A 20,773-nucleotide genomic window follows, 5' to 3' on the forward strand; every position below is an offset into this window, starting at 1 on the left:
TGCTGATGGTACTCCACCAAGACCTGGTCTAAAGCTTCATATAGCATTCTCTCTTGTAAAACAAAGCTTCGTATATGTGGAAATCACTGAAGCTGTAGGCTCTGAAAGAGATTCTGTACTTGTAGACAGATTCAAAAACAGCCTTATTATCTGTGACAGAGGCTACGTAGACGAAGAGCTTGAACAGAGAATAAATGAGAGCGGTATCCTGTACCTTATCAGAGGTAAATTAAGCACTGCAGCCACCATTGATAAAGCCTTTGGTGATGATGGAAAGACAATACCTGAGTTTAAAGGTAAAAGGGTAAATAAACTTCCTTCTCATACCTGTGCTGACTTGAATGTTACCTTTGATTCTGGTCATAAGAGCAGAGTTATTGTCCGCTATAACGTCAACTGTTCCGATGATGATAAACGTTCTATCCTAAGAACCAATATCCCAAGAAACATATTAGGTGCTAAACAGATTTACCTGCTCTACAGACTCAGATGGGCTATTGAACTGTTTAACAAAGCCAATAAGCGCAGTAACTGCTTAAAAAGCATTAACTCCGCTAATGAGAACATCATTCTCAGTTTCATTCTGCTGTCTTTAGCTGTATCCGTCATCAAGACTTTTACCGGTCTTAAATGTATTATCGGCAAAGGTCTTGAATGGATTTCCATGCTAAAGCTGCATAAACAGAATGAATGCTTTGAAACTTTGTTCAAAGCTTTACTCTATCGTAAGTTGTCCACTGTATATCAAATTTTTAAAGAGCTTCTCGATGACATAGCTCTGCTCTGTCAAAGAACAAAACCATCTAATCGAGATGCTGTTAAGTTGAAAGATCTGCCAACTTTAGTGTGGCAGATCATTAACCAGCCTAACCCTTCTGCTAAAATTGCTTAAGGTCTTGGGTATGATAGAATTTTCACCTTTAAATATGGAAAATTTGATATATTTCAAATTTTATAACACAATATTAACTTAATGAATGATTCTTATTAAGAGTCCAATTCATATCCAATTGAGCATTAAGAATATAATCATGCATATTTATAAGGCTTGAACGATGGCCGACACTTATAATAAGAGAATTATTTAGCTCATCTCTAATCATTGTATATGCTCTCTTTTCAAGATCCTCATCAAGAGCTGAACTTGCCTCATCTAAAAACAGCATTCCAGGCTTTAATATAAGGGCTCTGATTATTGCTATTCTCTGCTGTTCTCCTAAGGATAGCATTGATGAGTAATTGTCTACTTTATCTAAATCCTTAATAAGATGTGACAGTGATAACTGCTCTAGATACTTTTCAGCAAGTCCGTCACTTCTTGCTTCAGAAGGATAGTATATTGCATCTCTTAATGATCCCTGTGGAAGATATGGTCTTTGAGATAGGAACAATGAGTTCTTATTCTCAGGAAGAGTGATATCACCCTGTGCATGTGGCCATATGCCTGCAATAGCCTTAATGAATGTAGACTTTCCGCAACCTGATGGACCTCTTATCAGTAATGAACTGTCTGATGCAAGCTCAAGATTTAAATTAGAGCAGAGCTTTTTTGACTGTGGAGTAAACAGTGAAAGATTGTCTACCTTAAATCTGTTTCCTGAAAACTTAGGTTTAAGGCATTTAATTTCGTTACTTGAATCCATACTGTCAAAAAACAGAGCCAGACGGTCTACCACTGCTTTATAGTTTGCCCATGATGAGAATGAACTTATAACAGTTGAAAGTGAATCCTGTACTCTACCGAATGCTGAATTAATCTGCATGATTGAGCCAATGGTAATAATCTTTGCAAAATACATTGGTGCCGCAATCAAAATAGGAAAAATAACAGCTGTCTGAGCATAACCTAACGTAAAGAAACCAAGTCTCTTTTCCCTTTTAATCAGTTTAATATAGTTTTTAACAACTTCTGAAAAACTGTAGCCAAGATATCTCTCTTCTGATGAATGACCTTTATAAAGAGAAATAGACTCAGCATTTTCTCTTACTCTTATAAGAGAGAAACGAAAATCAGCTTCAAAACGCTGCTGTCTGAAATTAAGTCTTACAAGTGGCTTTCCTATCTTGAAGGTAATAAGTGTACCTACAAGAGCATAGATAATTCCAAGATATAGCATATATCCGTTTGGAAGATGCAGACTGTAGCCAAAAACCTCCATGGTAACAGCATGAGACAGATCCCAGAGAACAACACCGAATGTACCTAGCATTGCAAGATCCGAAGCTGTTCCTAAAAGCAGGGAAATGGTATAGCTTACAAAGCTACTTAAATCCTCAGAAATACGCTGGTCCGGGTTTTCTGTTTTTCTATCTTCAAGCTGCATCTTGTAATAGGTATCACTCTCAAGATAATCTTTCATTACTCTTGTTGTGAAGAATCGTCTCCATCTTATTGCAAGAACAGATCTCAAATAGGAATTATAAACAGATACGATTACATGGATTGTTGCAAGTATTGCAAATAGCATCAGCTGATACTTGAATCCTTCAAGATTGTACTGCTGAACCGTGTCCCAAAAGTCCTTGTACCAGGTATTGAAAACCTTGGCTAAATAAATAGCACCTGAGGTTAGACCTATGATGAGAGCAAGGATAAACCATGAAAATAATGATTCTTTTGAAGTCCAGTAGATTTTTATCATTCTTGCTGCTGCCTTTACGGAAACCTTTAAAGGCAGACTGTCTGAGCCGTGAAATCTCTCTCTTAGACTTTCTGAATCGTGCTCATCTTTAAAAATCGAGGTTTTAAACATTGTTTTACCTTAAAAACTTTTCGACGAGTCTTGCAACGCCATCTTCTTGATTTGTAAGTGTAACTACTGTTGCAGCTTCCTTTACACTATCAAAACCGTTAGCCATAGCAACACCAAGACCTGCAGCCTTAATCATAGCAAGATCGTTATCAGCATCTCCAAATGCCATGGCATTTTCAGCTTTATAACCTAATGTTTCGCAAAGCTGGGTTAAGGCAGTGCCCTTTGTAGATTTATGAGGTATAAACTCAAGGAAGTGTGCCTCTGAGCGAAGAACTGCAAAGAATGATGAAAGCTCCTCAGGAACATTCTTTGATAGTCTGTCTAAATCCTCTTTTGGACCTACAATAAGGATTTTATAAAACTCATCTGTATCCTTAAAATCATAGAAATCTACCTGTTTAAAACCAACATTTCCATTGTCGATTTCTCTTTGGGTATGTGGATTGTGATCTTCAATAACAAGGCCAAAATCCTTCGTATAGGCATGAACTTTAAGAGAATTTGCATGAGCAAGATCTACAACCTTTCTAATAATGGAAAAAGGAGCTGTTTTCTTGCATACTAAAGGGAAGTGAATATCACTATTAGCTTTTATATAGTCAGATAGTCTTGCTACACCTGCACCATTAAAACAAACTGCATAAGAATTCTCATTTAAACAGCCAAGCATATCCATATAACGAACTGCACTCTTAGGATGTCTTCCTGTTGCAATTACGATTGAATATCCCTGATTCTGTGCTTTTTGAAGTGTGCTGATGGTATATTCACTGATAGTCTTATCATCTCTTAAAAGTGTATCGTCAAGATCAAGAGCTATAACCTTGTATTTGTCATAATCAACAGGCAGTGTGTCTAATGTATATTTAGCCAAAATTGTCTCCTTTATCTAATACAGGATAAAGTTTACCAAAATAGGTATCACTTGAGAATTGAAAAAGCGATTAAATGGCAATCTTCCTTTGGGTAAAAGGAATAAAACGAAAAAAGTCCACCGCACAGGATGGACTTTATCTAAACTATTGAATTATTCAGATTAGTACAGCTTGGTACATACTGAAATTGTATCAGAAACTACCTGACCAACATTTGCAAAGTGACATTCATAAGAATGGCCCTGCTCATCTCTTACCTTGAACTTACCGTTATAGGTCTTAGTTGGGTTGGTTCTGTATGCATCAGTTTCATCCTCATCAGGCTGAATTACGATGGTAGGCTTGTTTCTTGGCTGCACAGTCTCGGTATATACACCGTCATCAGTTGTAGGGTTAGACTGTAAAGATGAAGCATTGCGATTTGCTTTCTTTGATTTTTTCTCTGAACCACCGCTTAATGAGAAGTTGAATAAAGCGCCACCGCTTTCACCAAATTCTTCTTCAATATTTACTTCTTTACCGAACTGCTCCCACTTACCATCAGCATTGCGCTTCTTACATGATGCCTGTGTAGTCTTGCTCAGATTTGCACCCATACGGCATCTGTAACGGTTATCCTCTTTGTCTAAAACTTCAAAGGTAATATCATTTAATCCAGTTCTGATTGAATCGCGATCTAATGTTAAATTATCTTCTGCAATATCAAGAGTTTCAGCTGCTTTTTCTTTATAATCTGCATCAGTTGACATCATTGTTGATAATGCAGCACAACCTGTCAAATTAAGAGCACCTACCACAGCAATTGATAATAACAGTTTTTTATTCATTGATATAAAGTCCTAATCTATTAAAAATAATGAAAAGATTTTAGCTATTTGACCGTGTGTTTATAAATAAGTTCTACTCTTAGGTGCGATCTGTGTCACTAAATTACAAAAAGAGCCAGTTTCCTGGCCCTTTTGTTTACTAGGAGTTAACCCTAAACACCAGCTTTCTTTAAAGCTGCATTTACAATTTCCTGAGCTTCAGTTTCGATACGCTTTAAGTGATCTTCACCCTTGAAGCTTTCCATGTAGATCTTGTAAACATTCTCAGTACCTGAAGGACGTGCTGCAAACCAGCCATTCTCTGTTACAACCTTCAGACCACCGATAGCAGCACCATTGCCAGGAGCACAAGTTAACTTATCAATAATCTTCTCACCTGCAAGCTCACTTGCTTCAACAGCAGATGGATCAAGTTTCTTTAATGCACTCTTCTGAGCTGGATTTGCAGGAGCATCAACACGATCGTAGTAAGGGCGGCCATACTTCTCGATTAGTGCATTGTAATGCTCTGATGGATCCTTACCAGTTACTGCAAGCATTTCAGCGCTTAACAATGAAGCGATGATACCATCCTTATCTGTAGTCCAAACAGAACCATCCTTGCGTAAGAATGAAGCACCAGCTGATTCCTCACAGCCAAAAGCTAATGACTTGTCAAACAGACCTGGAACGAACCACTTGAAGCCAACTGGTACTTCGTAAGCCTTGCGGCCTAAACCTTCAGCAACACGGTTCATCAGATTTGAACTTACTACGGTCTTACCAACCATTGCGCTCTTAGGCCAGTTGTCACGGTGTGTATAGATGTAGTTGATTGCAGCTGACAGATAGTGGTTTGGATTCATTAAACCGCTGTGACATACAATACCGTGTCTGTCATAGTCAGGATCGTTACCCCAGGCAATATCAAAATCATCCTTTAATGAGATTAGACCTGCCATTGCATATGGGCTTGAGCAGTCCATTCTGATCTTGCCGTCACGGTCAATACACATGAATGAGAAGGTTGGGTCAACAGCATAGTTTACAACCTTAAGATTTAGGTTGTACTTATCTGCAATTCTATCCCAGTAGTAAAGACCTGAACCACCGAGTGGATCAACGCCCATCTTGATACCAGACTGTGAAATTGCCTCAAGATCGATAACCTCACCTAAAGCATTAACATAGTCTGAGAGCATATCATGCTCTTTAACATTAGATAACTTGATAGCCTGAGAATAAGGAATTCTCTTAACGCCCTGAAGCTTGTTCTTTAGAATTTCGTTTGCTCTGTTCTGAATTACTGATGTAATTTCAGTACCAGCAGGACCACCATCAGTTGGATTATATTTGAAACCACCGTTTGATGGAGGATTGTGAGATGGAGTGATAACAATACCATCTGCTAAACCAGAGGTACGGCCTCTGTTGTAATTTAAAATTGCAAAAGAAACTGATGGAGTTGGAGTGTAACCATGGTCGGTCTCAACACGAACCTCAACACCGTTAGCACCTAGAACCTCAATTGCTGTTGCTAAAGCAGCCTCTGATAAAGCATGAGTATCCATACCGATGAACAGAGGGCCAGTGATTCCCTCTTTCTGACGGTACTCAGCGATTGCCTGTGAAATAGCAAGAATATGAGACTCAGTGAATGAACCGTTTAATGAAGTACCACGGTGTCCTGAAGTACCGAAACTTACTAACTGCTCTGGATCATCTAAATCAGGAGTATTCAGATAATAAGCAGCCATTAAACGAGGGATATTATCTAAATCTGCAAAGGTAGCTTTCTGACCAGCTTTCTGATGCAATGCCATGTTTTATTTCCTTTTTTAAGTTAATTCCAGCAACCTATAAAAGCAGGATTAAAAACACCTGAATCGGTTGAGAGAACATAAAAACAAAATTTTTTTAGATATTACCATAAATTCGTGATCAAATATACAAAATTACGAAATATAAAAAGAAGAAATGGCTTATAAATCGCAAAGCCAAAATATGAACTTAAATTGTGCACAACAAAAATAACAAAGGCCTCAAACCATATGGCTGAGGCCTTGTGAAAAACATCCAATAAACCAGTTATTAGTTGTTTACGTTCTTCTTTAATTCTGCACCAGCAGTGAATGAAGGAGTCTTGGTTGCAGGAATGTTAATAACTGCACCGGTCTGAGGATTTCTGCCTTCACGAGCAGCTCTTGCTGTAACCTTGAAAGTACCAAAACCAACTAACTGAACGCGGTCACCTGAAGCTAAAGCTGCGCTGATTGTCTCTACAACTGCCTCTAAAGCCTTGCGTGAACTTGCTAATGGTAAACCAGAACGATTTGAAATCTGCTCGATTAGTTCAGACTTATTCATAAACTAAATATCCCTAATTTTTTTTAAATTAAAATTTAATTAAATCTTTTCTCAGGAAAAACCTGATTAACGCCCTATGTATTATTGTTTTTATATTTAACAAACATCCTTTAAGCGTTTAAACGTCGGGTAGTATACGCTATAAAAATTTTTTTTGTAGTCTTGACTAAATACAAAAATGCATAAATATCATGTTTCAACATAATCATAGCGTTTAACTTAATACAGTTATCTATTTGATTTATATAGATATTTATACTTTTTTTTAATTTTTTTCTTACTTTATCATTTTTTTTTGATTACTGTAAAAAAAATAATTTTCACTATTCTAGTGAATCATATACATCAAGTTTTATCGAAAAAATGCAGATAATCTATTTTTTTGGTTAGTGATTTCTCTATTTTCTTTATATTAAAGATGAACAACACAGAAATTTTCCATAAAGTAAACTCAGTTAAAATTACAGTTATTTTTTTCAATTTCGTGCGTTTACGTCACAAAATTGATACAATATGCCATCAAAAAATTCTTTAACCATTCCATTTTTAGCAAGGGAGCTAGTCTTTAACATGGAATTATTATTACGTCCTATCAAGCGTGCACTTATCAGCGTTTCAGATAAAGAAGGTATTGTAGATTTTGCTAAGGCATTAAGAAGCCGTAATGTTGAGATCCTATCAACTGGCGGTACTGCAAAGCTGTTAGCAGATAACGGTGTTGAGGTTATCGAAGTATCTGACTACACCAAATTCCCTGAAATGATGGACGGCAGAGTTAAGACTTTGCATCCTAAGATTCACGGTGGTATTTTAGGTCGCCGCGGTCTTGATGAGCAGGTAATGGCTGATCATGATATTCTTCCAATCGATCTTGTAGTTGTTAACCTGTATCCATTTGTAAAGACTGTTTCAGATCCAAACTGTCCTCTTGAGAAGGCTATTGAAAACATCGATATCGGTGGTCCAACCATGGTTCGTGCAGCAGCAAAGAACAACCGCGATGTTGCAATCGTAGTAAGAGCAAAGGATTACAACCGTGTTATTGATGAAATGGATGCTAACGATGGTTCATTAACATATGCAACTCGCTTTGATTTAGCAATTGCAGCTTATGAGCATACAGCAGCTTATGACAGTGCAATTGCAAACTACTTTGGCACTAAGGTACCTGATTACGGTATCACAGATGGAACTCAGTCAACTCTGCCACGTACTTTAAATCTGAACTATGTAAAGCTTCAGAGCATGAGATACGGTGAGAATCCACATCAGAAAGCAGCATTCTATGCTGACATTGATGCTCACGATTCAGGCATCTCAACAGCTAAACAGATTCAGGGTAAAGAGCTTTCATACAACAACATCGCTGATACAGATGCTGCAATTGAGTGTGTAAGACAGTTTGAAGAGCCATGCTGTGTAATCGTTAAGCATGCAAACCCATGTGGTGTTGCTTTAGGTGCTAACCTAACAGAAGCTTACAAAGATGCATTCAACTGCGACAGCGAGTCAGCATTCGGTGGTATCATCGCATTCAACAAGGAATTAGATGGTGCAACTGCAAAGGCAATCGTTGACAATCAGTTCTGCGAAGTTATCGTTGCCCCTTCAGTAAGCAAGGAAGCAATTGAAGAAGTTGCTCGCAAGAAGAACATTCGTTTATTAGAAACAGGTCCTCTAAATCAGGCTCAGCCTCGTTATGACTTCAAGAGAGTAAATGGTGGTCTGTTAGTTCAGGAAGCTGATCTTGAAGTTGTAAGACGTGAAGATCTAAAGGTTGTTACCAAGAGAGCTCCAACTGAAGATGAGATGGACGAGCTTTTATTTGCTTGGAAGGTTTGCAAATTCACAAAATCAAATGCAATTGTATACACAAACGGAAAGAAGACTCTTGGTATTGGCTGTGGTCAGACAAGCCGTGTATTCTCAGCACGTATTGCTTGCCTAAGAGCTGATGATGCTAAGTTATCACTTGAAGGTGCAGCATTAGCATCAGATGCATTCTTCCCATTCCGCGATGGTGTTGATGCAGCTGCAGCTAAGGGCATCAAGTGCATTATCCAGCCAGGTGGCTCAATCCGCGATCAGGAAGTTATCGATGCTGCTGATGAGCATGGTATTGCAATGGTATTTACTGGAATGCGTCACTTCCGTCATTAATTTGAGGATCTAACATGAAAGTATTAATTATCGGTAACGGCGGCAGAGAGCACGCTTTAGCATACAGAGCAGCTCTGTCACCATTAGCACAGAAGGTTTTTGTAGCTCCTGGTAATCCTGGTACAGCATCAGAGCCTAAGATGGAGAACGTAAACATCGGTGTTGATGATATCGAAGGTTTAGTTGCTTTTGCTAAGAAAGAGGCAATTGATCTTACTATCGTTGGCCCTGAGGCTCCTTTAGTTGCAGGTGTTACAGATGCTTTTGAAAAGGAAGGCTTAAAAATCTTCGGACCTAGCAAGGCTGGAGCTCAGCTTGAAGGTTCAAAGTCTTTTACAAAGGATTTCTTAAAGCGTCATAACATTCCAACTGCAGCTTATGAAGTTTTCACAAAAACTGATGCAGCTGTTGAATACATCAAGGCACAGGGCGCTCCTATCGTAATCAAGGCTGATGGTCTTGCAGCTGGTAAGGGTGTAGTTGTTGCCATGACTGAGCAGGAAGCTATCGATGCTGTTCACAGCATGTTAGATGATCATCAGTTCGGAGATGCATCTGCTTCAGTTGTTATTGAAGAGTTCATGGAAGGTGAAGAGGCTTCTTTCATTGTAATGTCTGACACTCTAAATGCACTTCCTATGGCTACATCACAGGATCACAAGCGCGTAGGTGACGGTGATACTGGGCCTAATACAGGTGGTATGGGTGCTTACTCACCTGCACCTGTTGTAACAGATGAGGTTTACAAGAAGGTTATGGATCGTATTATCAACCCTACCTTAAAAGGAATGGCTGATGACGGTATTCCATACAAGGGATTCTTATATGCAGGACTTATGATTGATAAGAACGGTGATCCACGTGTTGTTGAATTCAACTGCCGTTTTGGTGATCCAGAAACTCAGCCAATCATGATGAGAATGCAGTCTGATCTTGTTGATCTTTGCTACAAAGCATGTACTGTTGGCGGACTTGCAAACGTTGAAATCAAATACGATCCACGTCCTGCAATCGGCGTTGTACTTGCAGCTCACAATTACCCTGCATCACCAAGAAAGGGTGACAAGATCACTGGCCTTGATTACAAGGGCTCTGATGATGTTAAGGTATTCCAGGCTGGTACAAAGCAGGTAGGTGACGATATCGTAACCTCAGGTGGTCGTGTATTATGCGTTACCGCTTTAGGTGAAACTGTTGAAGATGCACGCAATAAGGCTTACGAGCATATCAAGCACGTAAACTTTGACGGCATGTTCTACAGAAATGATATCGCATGGCGTGCAATCAACCGCAAATAAGAGGATTAAATGGCTGAGGAAATAATTAAGGAAAGTATTCTTTTCTGTCTAACTTTCCTCGCCAATCTCTTTGCCAGTGTCTCCGGTGGAGGCGCTGGTTTCATCCAGTTTCCTGTTCTTATTCTATTAGGACTTCCATTTGCAACAGCTTTAGGCACACATAAGGTTGCAGTTGTTTTCCTTGGAATTGGGGCACTGTCTAAAAAAGGTATTAGTAAGGATTTTAAATTTGACCGTGGCGTTGTTCTTTCAATGCTTCTTGTAGGTTGTCCTTGCGTAGTACTTGGATCAGTAATTGTTATTTCAGTTCCTTCAGCAATCGCACAGATTTGTCTTGGTTTTATTACCATTGCTTCAGGTATTTACACATTATTTAAAAAGAGTTTCGGCTCAACAGGTATTTCAAACCGCTCCTTAAAAAGAACCATACTTGGTGCTACCCTATTAGGTCTTGTAGGTCTGTTCTCAGGATCTCTGTCATCTGGTGCAGGTCTTTTTGCAACTCTTACTTTAGTAACCATTTTCGGATTGGAACTTAAAAGAGCTATTATGCATACAATGATTTTTGTTGCGACAATATGGAATGCAATCGGAGCATTTACAGTTGGAGCTTTGACATCTATATGTTATCAATGGCTTCCTGTAATGATAGCTGCAGCTTTTTTAGGATCTTTTCTTGGAACAACACTGCTGATAAAGATGCCAGTTAGAAACGTAAGAATCATTATGTCAGCAGTATCTGTATTGAGTGGCGTTATTCTTATTGCAGAAGGTATCAGTTAGTCTTCAAGTGTTAGACCAATATTACTTACGCCTTCGTTTAAACCTAATTTCTTAAGTTTAGCTGTAAGTGATGCATCTCTTTTAGCATCTTTCAGCAACTCAAGAAGCTCAACCTGAAAATTAACTTCATCGTCAACTTCTTTTATTTCGCGAAGCTCTTCATCTGAAAAGTCTGAATCTGACTCCTGCTCTATTTTTCTTACAACACCTGCTAAAGATGCTTTTGAAGCCATAAGAGCTTCTTCACCTTCATGCATAACAATTGCAAGAACAGATGCACTAAGGGCTATTGTTGCATCCAAAGAAAACAGATCACCTACAGATAGCTCCTGTTTTTCATCATCTAATAGATAAGGCTCCAGCTCGTCTAAGGTCTCTTCGAGATCGATGTGATTGAATTTATCCTGATGAAACTGCCACATGGTATCAAGTGTTTTTGAAAACATCTTTTTACCACCCTTTACATCATTAACATCACACCATAGTGCATAATTTGGGTACTGTCTTTGAGCAAGAACAAGAGCGAACAAACTCTGTCTCCATGGACTTAATTTGCATAGGATAGGATAGAATTTCTCGCCAAAAATCATGACAAACCTCAAAATAACTAATCAAAACTGCGAAAAATGTATATTTTATGCTGTTTTATATAATGAATACCTAATAAACATATTGTATACTAAAAAACAGGATTTTTTATATTAATATAACATAGCATATAGAAGTCTTAACTACCGCAAAATCTACTTAGCAATGCATGTTCTTTTTTACGAGGGCTTTGCTATGGAATGTTTTGTTTCAAATAGTTTAGACTTTGAAAAAAAATATACAATGATTTCAGAAGATTACATCTCGAAAGAAGCCATCGGAGTAGGATTTACAAAAGGCCCTCTTTCGAAAAAACACAACAAATTTATTTTTGGAACATTCTTTGTCGCCTTAGCGCTGTCAATAGCTACTAACCAGGACTTATACTCTTCAGAAGAAGAGGATCTCGTTGCTTCCAATACAAAAGATAATTCAGGTTTTCTATATTCACCAGAGGCTGATGATGCATCTGATGAATTAGTTCCATTGGCTCAAACCTATGCATCAACAACTTCTGATAAAAAAGAAGCTTTAGAAAACTATGATGACGGTCTGTCAGATGTTGACCTTGCTGATGCTGATGCTCAGATAAATAAAGAAGTTTCTGCTCTTGCAACAAATACTGACAAAAATCAGACTCGTGCATACAGTGCTAAATGGATGTCAGAAACAGTTCAAAGCGGTGACAGTATTTCTTCCATATTTAAAGATCTGAATATTTCAGCTTCTACTCTTGCAAATATGGTTGGTTCTGATGCCGCTATCAAGAAAAAAGTTAATAATCTGAAAATCGGTGAAAGTCTATCATTCCTCGTATCAGATAACGGCGAACTTCTTGTATTCATTAAACAGGTATCTGACAAAGAACAGATTCGTTTCTATAAAAATGCCAACGGATATTCATCTGTTTATGAAAAGCTTGGCTCTTACGCTTTAGATGATAATACAGCAAACTCTGCTGCTGAATTAGCTTTTGCAGAAAATGAAACCAAGGTTGAACAGAAGGTTACACAGGCTCCTGTTACAGCACCGGCTATTGAGCAGAAGAAATCAAGTTTTGAGAGCAGAGGCAGACTTGTACTGGTTACCATCAATCATGGTGAAACCTTCTCTCAGGCTGCTAACAGAGCAGGCATTACCTATAATGAAATTAACAAAATTATTCAGATGTTCAAGGGTAAGATTCTGTTCTCAAGAAATATTCGCTCAGGCGATACCATGAGAGTACTGTTTGACAAGGCTAACGGTCAGGGAAAGATTCAGGCTGTTGAATTCAATCTAACTCGTGGTGGAAAGATCGCTACATACCTCAACGCCGCAGATGGAAGATACTATGATGAGAATGGTGTTAATGATACAGCAACAACATTTGCGCGATTCCCATTCCATGCCAGGGTAAGAGTAACATCTCCATTTAACCCTGCAAGACGACATCCTGTTACTGGTAGAGTTCGTCCTCACAATGGTGTAGATTTCGGTCTTCCTGTCGGTAGCGTAATTTTTGCTCCATCAAATGGTGTAGTTGACAAGGCCGCATTCTCTAGATCAGCTGGATACTATATCGTTTTAAGACACCATGGCGGTTATTCAACAGTTTATATGCATCTATCAAAGCTTTCAGTAAAGCCTGGTCAGAGAGTTAAGGCTGGTAACATAATTGCTCGTTCTGGTAATACAGGTATTTCAACTGGTCCCCATCTGCACTATGAAGTACGTGTAAACGGAAGAGCTGTTAATCCTCTGAGAGTAAAACTTGAAAGCTCAAGTTCAACTGTTAACTCAAAGGCAAGAAAGGCTTTTGCAGTTTCTGTTCAGAAATACAAAAAGGAATTACATCAGAATAACCTGATGGCAAAACTATAAATAATTTTTCCTCCAGATAGGCCTCTTTTTAAGAGGCCTATATTTTACCTCATGTTTTTTATGACTTTTCTTTAGTTCTTTGACTGTTGTATCAAATTAAATCTCAAACTTTTGGTATGTTTAAGACATAATAATAAACATAAGAGGTAGAGCTATGGGTGTATCAGATTTTGGTAAAAAATTTAATACCACACTACAGAATGTTGATGAGAAATACAGCTGGATCAATGACATGATCAAAGCACGACAGGAGCTTGTAATCATGTATATAAAGCTTCTCAACGTATCCTTATCAAGAAGTTCAAACCAAAAAGATGTATGTTATCCATCTTATGAGGATGTCACAGATTTCTGTAATCACCTAATCGATTATATTTCCCATGGTCATTTTGACCTCTATCCAAAGATAATTGAGCTTATCGAAAACTGCTCTGGCCGTTCTTTATCAATTGCTAACAGAACAATGCCAAGGATCGAGCAGACAACTGACTTTTTAATGAAATTTACTGACAAATATGCTGATGATCTTGATGAAGGAAAGATGCAGACTTTAAAAAAGGATCTTGAATCAGTTGGTAAATGTCTTGAACTTAGACTAAAAAATGAGGACCGACTTATCATCGCGCTCAGACTTGTTCATACTATAGTAACTCAAATTTAAAGAACATTCTTTTAATTAAAACCTTTCTGCATTTTCAGAAAGGTTTTTTAAATAGAAAATCAAAAAATAAGTTCATATCAAAAAGCAAAAACTGTAACCTATGTTTGTTATTTAATAAAGAAGCTGGAAAGCCGGCGTTTAATGATGCAGCATCACTATTTGAACCGGCTCTTTTACAGAATTAGATAAGATTAAACAGATCTGATACGCGGCGCACTGTGATAACCTGTACGCCGTTTTCTTTTTTCCTTGGAGCATTGTCATAAGGAACAATGATCTTTACAAAGCCCTGTTTTACAGCTTCACTGATTCTTTCCTGGCCATATGCCACAGGTCTAATCTCACCAGTTAATCCAATTTCGCCAAAAGCGATTGTACCTTTATCAATTGGCTTGTTTTTAAATGATGATATAAGAGCTAAAACTAACGGAACATCAGCTGATGTATCTTCAATCTTTAAACCACCAACAATATTCACAAATACGTCCTGATCTGCAAGAGCAAAGCCTGCATGTCTGTGTAGAACAGACAGAATCATAGATAATCTATTCTGATCGGTACCTAATGACAAACGCCTTGGATTATTAAAAATAGAAGAATCAACTAGAGACTGAAGCTCAACAAGAAGTGGTCTTGTACCTTCCCAGGTAACCATTGCAAGAGAGCCTGGTGCTACCTGTTCCTGACGATTCAAAAAAATTGCTGATGGATTTTTAACTTCAACAAGACCGCCATCTGTCATTGCAAATACACCGATCTCATTTACAGCACCGAATCTGTTTTTCTGACAGCGTAAAGTTCTATAGCGCATATCAGTACCAGCCTCAAGTATCACTGAGCAGTCAACACAATGCTCTAGGATCTTAGGACCTGCCAGTGTACCATCCTTTGTAACATGGCCAATCATAAAGACTGCTATGTTAGATTTTTTTGCAAACTGAGTTAATGCTGCAGCGCCTTCACGAACCTGAGAGACAGATCCTGGTGCTGATTCTATGCCATCAACATGCATAACCTGTATAGAATCAACTATTAAAACTTCAGGTTTTAACTCTCCAGCCATCTGACAGATCTGATCTATTGAGGTCTGAGCTGCTATCTTTATACCATTAGAATTTATCTTAAGACGATTAGCTCTGATTGCAACCTGCTGCAAAGACTCCTCGCCAGTTACATATAAAACTTTATGTGACTGACAGAGTTTTCCTACAGTCTGCAAAAGTAGTGTTGATTTACCTGCACCTGGATTACCACCAATAAGAACAACAGATCCAGCGACAATGCCTCCACCTAAAACTCTGTCAAACTCGCTGTAACCAGTTGAAACTCTCTGTTTTGAAGTTAGATCAACACCTGACAGGTCATATACAGTATTCTCTGTTGCTCCTGCAAAACCGCTGAGAGCTCTTGCAGCAGCTTTTGAGCCTGCTGAAGGAGCAGACGATTCAATTACCTCAGAAATTGAAGCAGCCTCTCCACATTCTGAGCAGATACCCTGCCATCTTGGATAGCGGGCTCCACAGGCTGAACAGATATAAATACTTTTAGACTTTGCCATATTTTCTAAGAATTAAGTTTTAACAGTAATGCAACTGCTGATAAATCAGAGTAGCTGATTGAAAAAGGTGCTTTTTGCTTTACTAATGGTTTTGCGTGATAGGCAACACCTAAACCTGCAACCTCAATCATTTTAAGATCGTTTGCTCCATCGCCTAAAACGACAATCTGCTCTTTTTCGATGCCATGCTTTTGAGAAAGCTCAAGAACACCTTCTCTCTTTACCTCTGCATCAACAATTCTCTTATCAACTTTTCCTGTTAACTTTCCATCAACAATTTCAAGAGAATTTGCATAAACAGCATCAAGGTTGTATTTCTTTTCAAGAACGCAGATTAGCTGTTCAAAACCACCAGAACAGATAGCCTTATAAAAACCATTATCTGATGCAGTCTTCATAAGATAATCAAGACCATCAGTCTCTTTCATGATTTTTTTAACATCTTCAATTACATTAGCATCGCCATCTTTGAGCATTGATACACGCTTTGTAAGAGAGGTAGCAAAATCAAGACCACCGTGCATAGCCTGTGATGTAATCTGTGCTACTTTGTCAAAAACACCAAGACGACGAGCAATTTCATCAATACCTTCAATCTGAACTGAGGTCATATCCATATCTAGACAAATCTGACCTTTCTTTTTTAAAGTTGGGAAGGTTATATTTGCCCATACATCAAAGTCAAAGCTGTTTTCCTCTACAGCCTTCTTTACACGCTCATGAGCATCATCAAGATCTGCTTTATACAATGCAGCCTTGTGATTATTCTCAGATAGGATCTTCTCATCAGTAAGTTTTAGATTGCAGATCTCTTCAACTAATGATTTTGCTTTCTGAATATCAAAGGAGTTATCTTTTTTTACAATATATACTAAGCTCATCTGCTGTTTTCCAAAATTGAATTTATATTATTTGAAATGATATTCTGTAATGACTCATATTCTACATGAGTTATTTCACAAAGTTTCTGATAATATGATTTTATTGCATCTAAATCATATTCAGATAAAGACTTTTCTTCATAGTCAGATTCAAGAACAAGACCTTCAGGTCCTATGCAGTCTATAACCTCAAGCATCTTTTTTGATGGTTTCAGGATCTGATGGCCCAAGGATAGATAAAAACCTAGCTTTCTGTATTCTTTTGCTATCTGCACAGAGCTGTTAAATCCATGAACAATACCTGTAACAAAACCTTTGTATTTTTTTAAACATTCTAGAACTTCATTATGAGTGCCTCTTACATGTAAACACAGAGGTTTTGAATATTCACAGGCCATTTTTAGCTGTTTGTTGAAGGATTTTAACTGAATTTCAAAAGGAACTGAGCAGAAACTATCAAGACCGCATTCACCAATACCTGAAATTCTAGGATCTGATATTAGTTCATCCAAGTCTGAATCTGAATCTTTAAAAGAATCAGAAAACCAGGGATGAATGCCAGCAAATAATTTTATCAATGAGTTATCTTTTACAAGATTCAACTGCTCTTTTACATTTTTGGTGGTGACAGAAGAGCTTAAGATAGTGAGATTTCTATCCTTAAGGGATGACACAAGCTTTAGGGCACTGTTAAGTGCCCCAAGATGCATGTGAGCATCAATTAGCATTAATGCTCTCTTGTTGCTGAGAACTTAACCTTAGGATATCTTTCCTGATTCAGGCTCAAGTTCACATTAGATGTTGCAAGGAAGGTCAGATTGTCACCGCCATCAAGAGCAATTGACTGAGGAACCTTGTTCTGAATTTCTTCAAGAGCCTTTGGATCATCAGATGTCAGCCAGCGGGCAGTGCTTACTGCAACAGCTTCATACTTAGCATCAACGTTATATTCATGCTTTAATCTTGATACAACAACGTCAAACTGCAGAACACCTACTGCACCTACGATAAGATCGTTGTTGATAACAGGTCTGAAAACCTGTACAGCACCTTCTTCAGATAACTGCATTAATCCTTTTAACAGCTGTTTCTGTTTTAAAGGATCGTTCAAATGAATTCTTCTGAACAGTTCTGGAGCAAAGTTTGGAATACCGTTGAAATGAACCTTTTCCCCCTCAGAGAAGGTGTCACCGATTCTCATGGTACCATGATTGTGAAGACCTATGATGTCACCTGCAACAGCAGTTGTAGCCTGCTCTCTTTCACCAGCAAGGAATGTAACAGCATCTGAAACAATCATCTCACGGCCTAATCTTACATTGTACAGTTTCATACCCTTATGGTATGAGCCTGATACGATACGCATGAAAGCAATACGGTCATGGTGCTTAGGATCCATGTTAGCCTGTATCTTAAAGATAAAGCCTGTAAGTTTATCTTCTGAAGCTACAACCTCGCGCTCATCAGCAACTCTTGATAGAGGAGATGGTGCCCACTGTGTCAGACCATCTAGCATGCAGTCAACACCGAAGTTACCTAAAGCCGTACCGAAGAATACAGGTGTCAGTTTACCCTGCAAGAAAAGCTCAAGATCAAACTCATTTGAAGCTCCCTGAACAAGCTCGATATCTTCACGTAGCTTTGCTGCGGCATCTTCACCAAGCACAGTATCAAGCTCTGGGTTATCTATGCCCTTGATGCACTGGGCTTTCTGAATATGATAACCTTCACCTGAATGATATAAAAGAACCTCATCTCTTAAGATATGATAGATACCCTTGAAAGATTTACCTGCACCGATAGGCCAGGTAATAGGAGCACACAGAATATCCAGCTCTGTCTCAACCTCATCCATAAGATCAAGTGGGTCACGGGTTTCTCTATCGAGCTTATTCATGAAAGTCAGAATAGGGGTTGTTCGTAAACGGGTAACCTCCATCAGCTTTCTGGTTCTTTCCTCAACACCCTTTGCAGCATCAATAACCATCAGACATGAGTCTACTGCTGTAAGCACGCGGTAGGTATCTTCAGAGAAGTCCTCGTGACCTGGTGTATCCAACAGGTTAACTACACAGTTATTGTATGGAAACTGCATTACAGAGGTGGATACAGAAATACCACGCTCTTTTTCCATATCCATAAAGTCTGACTTTGCAAAGGTTCCAGTTGAACCTCTAGCCTTAACTTCACCTGCTCTTTGGATAACTGAACCGAATAAGAGAACCTTTTCAGTAATAGTTGTCTTACCAGCATCCGGATGGGAAATAATAGCAAATGTTCTACGTTTGCTTATTTCATTAAGTATATTCTTATCAGCCATTTTAATATTTTTCTTGTGTATAAAACTGCGTGCTATTTTCGCTTATTTCAGCAAAAATTACAAACACAAGAAGACAAAGGATATGATTTTATTTATCTTGAAATAGCAAAACTGCCTCTAAGAAAAAATAGGACAGAAAGATGATTTTTTTTGACATATGAATCTTTGCAATTCTTTTTGTTCCTCTAAAAAACCAGAAGTTCCCAAAATTCTACAAATATATCTTACAAACAATTATCTTTATGGCATGATTCAACAGCTTTTGGTGTTTGCAATAAGTTCCTTTATTGACAACATTGCATCTACGATGATTGGTGGGATTTATCTTGAAACATTCAAAGGAAAAGTTCACATAGTATATGTTGCCTGATATGTGCAGCAGATCTGAGGCCAATAATTTCTACACCTGATGCTTCATCACTTTCAACTTTTTGATTTGTTCTTTCTCGGTATTCAATAATATGCATCTAACGGAATTTTGTCATGGCAAAGGTTGATTTGACTGGCACGTTATTTCATTTTTTATAATAGTATTTGTACCATACCTTGCAATATTAGGATACCTCGCATAATTCAAAAAAAGGAGAGCATTGCTCTCCTTGAATGAACACCACTTAATATAATTATCTACTCCTTATGAAATATACTTTTATATAGATTTAATCTTATAGTGCTTCAGATGCAATCTCTTTTACAAGAGCTAGCTTGTCCCACTGATCCTGCTCTACAAGCTTGTTTCCGATTTCACATGAAGCAAAACCGCACTGTGGAGATAGAGATACTCTATCAAGAGAAATATACTCTGAAGCCTGCTTTAGTCTCTGCTTTATATATTCCTTGTCTTCAAGATCTGCTCTCTTTGATGTAATAAGACCTAGAACAACTTTCTTATCCTTTGGAATATACTTTAATGGTTCAAAACCACCTGAACGGTCATCATCAAACTCCAGATAGAAAGCATCAACATTCTCCTTTGCAAATACAAAAGGAGCAACTCTGTCATATGGACCAGTGCAAGCATAGGTTGAATGATAATTACCTCTGCAGATATGAGTTGTAAATGCCAGATCAGAAGGTCTTCCCTCAAATGACAGATTGTTTACCTTAAGATACTTTTCAGCTTCAGCTTCAAAAGAAACCTCACCGTTCTGTCGATTATTCCAGTACTGCTCGTCAACAAACATACCCCAGGTACAGTCATCAACCTGAATGTTTCTACATCCAGCATCATACAGATCTTTAATTACAGTTCTGTAAGCAGCTGCAATATCATTTATAAGGTCGTTAATGTCTGGATAGAATTTTTTAGTATTTTCAACATTATCTTTTCTGAAAAGTTCTGCCAGAAGCTGAGCTGGAGCAGGAAAGGTCTGTTTTGCAACTGTATTATCATCTGCAAACTGATTTACGAATTTAAAATGCTCAACAAATGGGTGGTTTTGCCCTGAAATCTTACCAGTAATCTTTATAGAGCCTTTTGCAGTTTCCTCTCCATGGAAGAAATATCCGTGAGAAAGTTCAGTCTGCTCAATTCCGTTAAGTCCCCAGAAGAAATCAAGATGCCAGTAAGATCTTCTGTACTCTCCATCTGTTATAACGTGGTAACCTGCCGCTTTTTGCTTTTCAATCAATTTTACAATTTCGGCATCCTCAACGGCTTTTAGTTCGTCTTTTGAGATAAGGCCTTTTTTAAATAGCTGTTTTGCGTTTTGCACAGCTTCAGGTCTTAAAAAAGAGCCTACATAATCATACTTAAATGGAATAGATAAAGTAGTCATTGTCATCTCCTATAAAAACGATCTTTAATATTTAGAATTTCAATACCTACAGTCTATTATCAATTTATAGATTAAGATA

The 20,773-nt window shown here is 38.1% G+C and carries 17 protein-coding genes; 6 read left to right on the plus strand and 11 right to left on the minus strand.

The genetic code is table 11. From position 1 onward, the window contains the following. The coding region (locus tag J5V48_RS05830) for a transposase (RefSeq protein WP_219937635.1) at positions 1-892 on the plus strand (892 nt) is incomplete at its 5' end. A 73-nt stretch (positions 893-965) separates the two neighbouring features. Here J5V48_RS05830 and J5V48_RS05835 read toward each other — a convergent pair. From J5V48_RS05835 to J5V48_RS05855, 5 genes are all read right to left on the minus strand, one after another. Next, positions 966-2,753, minus strand: coding sequence for an ABC transporter ATP-binding protein/permease (locus J5V48_RS05835; protein ID WP_219937636.1), 1,788 nt, complete (start codon positions 2,751-2,753; stop codon positions 966-968). A 4-nt stretch (positions 2,754-2,757) separates the two neighbouring features. Then, on the minus strand, positions 2,758-3,630 hold the full coding sequence (locus tag J5V48_RS05840) for a Cof-type HAD-IIB family hydrolase (RefSeq protein ID WP_219937637.1): 873 nt from the start codon (positions 3,628-3,630) through the stop codon (positions 2,758-2,760). Between the two features lie 162 nt (positions 3,631-3,792). Then, positions 3,793-4,458: a hypothetical protein gene (locus J5V48_RS05845; protein WP_219937638.1), complete on the minus strand. Its 666-nt coding sequence runs from the start codon at positions 4,456-4,458 to the stop codon at positions 3,793-3,795. Between the two features lie 152 nt (positions 4,459-4,610). Next, positions 4,611-6,260, minus strand: a complete 1,650-nt coding sequence (gene pgm / locus J5V48_RS05850; RefSeq protein WP_219937639.1) for a phosphoglucomutase (alpha-D-glucose-1,6-bisphosphate-dependent) — start codon at positions 6,258-6,260, stop codon at positions 4,611-4,613. 268 nt (positions 6,261-6,528) lie between these two features. Further along, positions 6,529-6,804 (minus strand): HU family DNA-binding protein, encoded by a 276-nt coding sequence (locus tag J5V48_RS05855; protein WP_219937640.1) that lies wholly within the window; start codon positions 6,802-6,804, stop codon positions 6,529-6,531. A gap of 570 nt (positions 6,805-7,374) precedes the next feature. Here J5V48_RS05855 and purH point away from each other — a divergent pair. Genes purH through J5V48_RS05870 form a run of 3 tightly spaced genes read left to right on the plus strand, consistent with a single transcriptional unit; the run spans position 7,375 to position 11,045 of the window. Next, complete coding sequence (gene purH / locus J5V48_RS05860; protein WP_219937641.1) at positions 7,375-8,964, plus strand: bifunctional phosphoribosylaminoimidazolecarboxamide formyltransferase/IMP cyclohydrolase; 1,590 nt, start codon at positions 7,375-7,377, stop codon at positions 8,962-8,964. A gap of 14 nt (positions 8,965-8,978) precedes the next feature. Next, the gene (gene purD, locus J5V48_RS05865) at positions 8,979-10,262 is read left to right on the plus strand and encodes a phosphoribosylamine--glycine ligase (protein ID WP_219937642.1); all 1,284 of its coding nucleotides are present in this window, start codon (positions 8,979-8,981) and stop codon (positions 10,260-10,262) included. A gap of 9 nt (positions 10,263-10,271) precedes the next feature. Next, positions 10,272-11,045: a sulfite exporter TauE/SafE family protein gene (locus J5V48_RS05870; RefSeq protein WP_219937643.1), complete on the plus strand. Its 774-nt coding sequence runs from the start codon at positions 10,272-10,274 to the stop codon at positions 11,043-11,045. On the opposite strand, the gene J5V48_RS05875 is transcribed toward J5V48_RS05870, so the two are convergent. Next, the gene (locus J5V48_RS05875) at positions 11,042-11,635 is read right to left on the minus strand and encodes a DUF416 family protein (RefSeq protein ID WP_219937644.1); all 594 of its coding nucleotides are present in this window, start codon (positions 11,633-11,635) and stop codon (positions 11,042-11,044) included. The genes J5V48_RS05870 and J5V48_RS05875 overlap by 4 nt on opposite strands. Positions 11,636-11,828: 193 nt before the next feature. Between J5V48_RS05875 and J5V48_RS05880 the strand changes: the two genes are divergently transcribed. Further along, positions 11,829-13,496, plus strand: coding sequence for a peptidoglycan DD-metalloendopeptidase family protein (locus J5V48_RS05880; protein ID WP_219937645.1), 1,668 nt, complete (start codon positions 11,829-11,831; stop codon positions 13,494-13,496). A gap of 154 nt (positions 13,497-13,650) precedes the next feature. Further along, positions 13,651-14,157 (plus strand): Rsd/AlgQ family anti-sigma factor, encoded by a 507-nt coding sequence (locus J5V48_RS05885; RefSeq protein ID WP_219937646.1) that lies wholly within the window; start codon positions 13,651-13,653, stop codon positions 14,155-14,157. A gap of 181 nt (positions 14,158-14,338) precedes the next feature. Here the strand turns inward: J5V48_RS05885 and radA are convergent, their stop codons facing one another. The 5 genes from radA to J5V48_RS05910 form a co-directional block, all read right to left on the minus strand. After that, positions 14,339-15,715 (minus strand): DNA repair protein RadA, encoded by a 1,377-nt coding sequence (gene radA, locus J5V48_RS05890; protein ID WP_219937647.1) that lies wholly within the window; start codon positions 15,713-15,715, stop codon positions 14,339-14,341. 5 nt (positions 15,716-15,720) lie between these two features. Then, complete coding sequence (gene serB, locus J5V48_RS05895; RefSeq protein ID WP_219937648.1) at positions 15,721-16,596, minus strand: phosphoserine phosphatase SerB; 876 nt, start codon at positions 16,594-16,596, stop codon at positions 15,721-15,723. Then, the gene (locus J5V48_RS05900) at positions 16,593-17,324 is read right to left on the minus strand and encodes a TatD family hydrolase (RefSeq protein ID WP_219937649.1); all 732 of its coding nucleotides are present in this window, start codon (positions 17,322-17,324) and stop codon (positions 16,593-16,595) included. The genes serB and J5V48_RS05900 overlap by 4 nt, the downstream gene beginning before the upstream one ends. Next, the gene (gene prfC, locus J5V48_RS05905; protein WP_219937650.1) at positions 17,324-18,916 is read right to left on the minus strand and encodes a peptide chain release factor 3; all 1,593 of its coding nucleotides are present in this window, start codon (positions 18,914-18,916) and stop codon (positions 17,324-17,326) included. The genes J5V48_RS05900 and prfC overlap by 1 nt, the downstream gene beginning before the upstream one ends. Before the next feature lie 665 nt (positions 18,917-19,581). Then, entirely contained in the window at positions 19,582-20,694 is a 1,113-nt protein-coding gene (locus tag J5V48_RS05910) for a 5-methyltetrahydropteroyltriglutamate--homocysteine S-methyltransferase (protein WP_219937651.1), read from the minus strand. Positions 20,695-20,773 lie beyond the last annotated feature (79 nt).

This window comes from Succinivibrio faecicola, assembly GCF_019448115.1.
Lineage (GTDB): Bacteria > Pseudomonadota > Gammaproteobacteria > Enterobacterales > Succinivibrionaceae > Succinivibrio > Succinivibrio faecicola.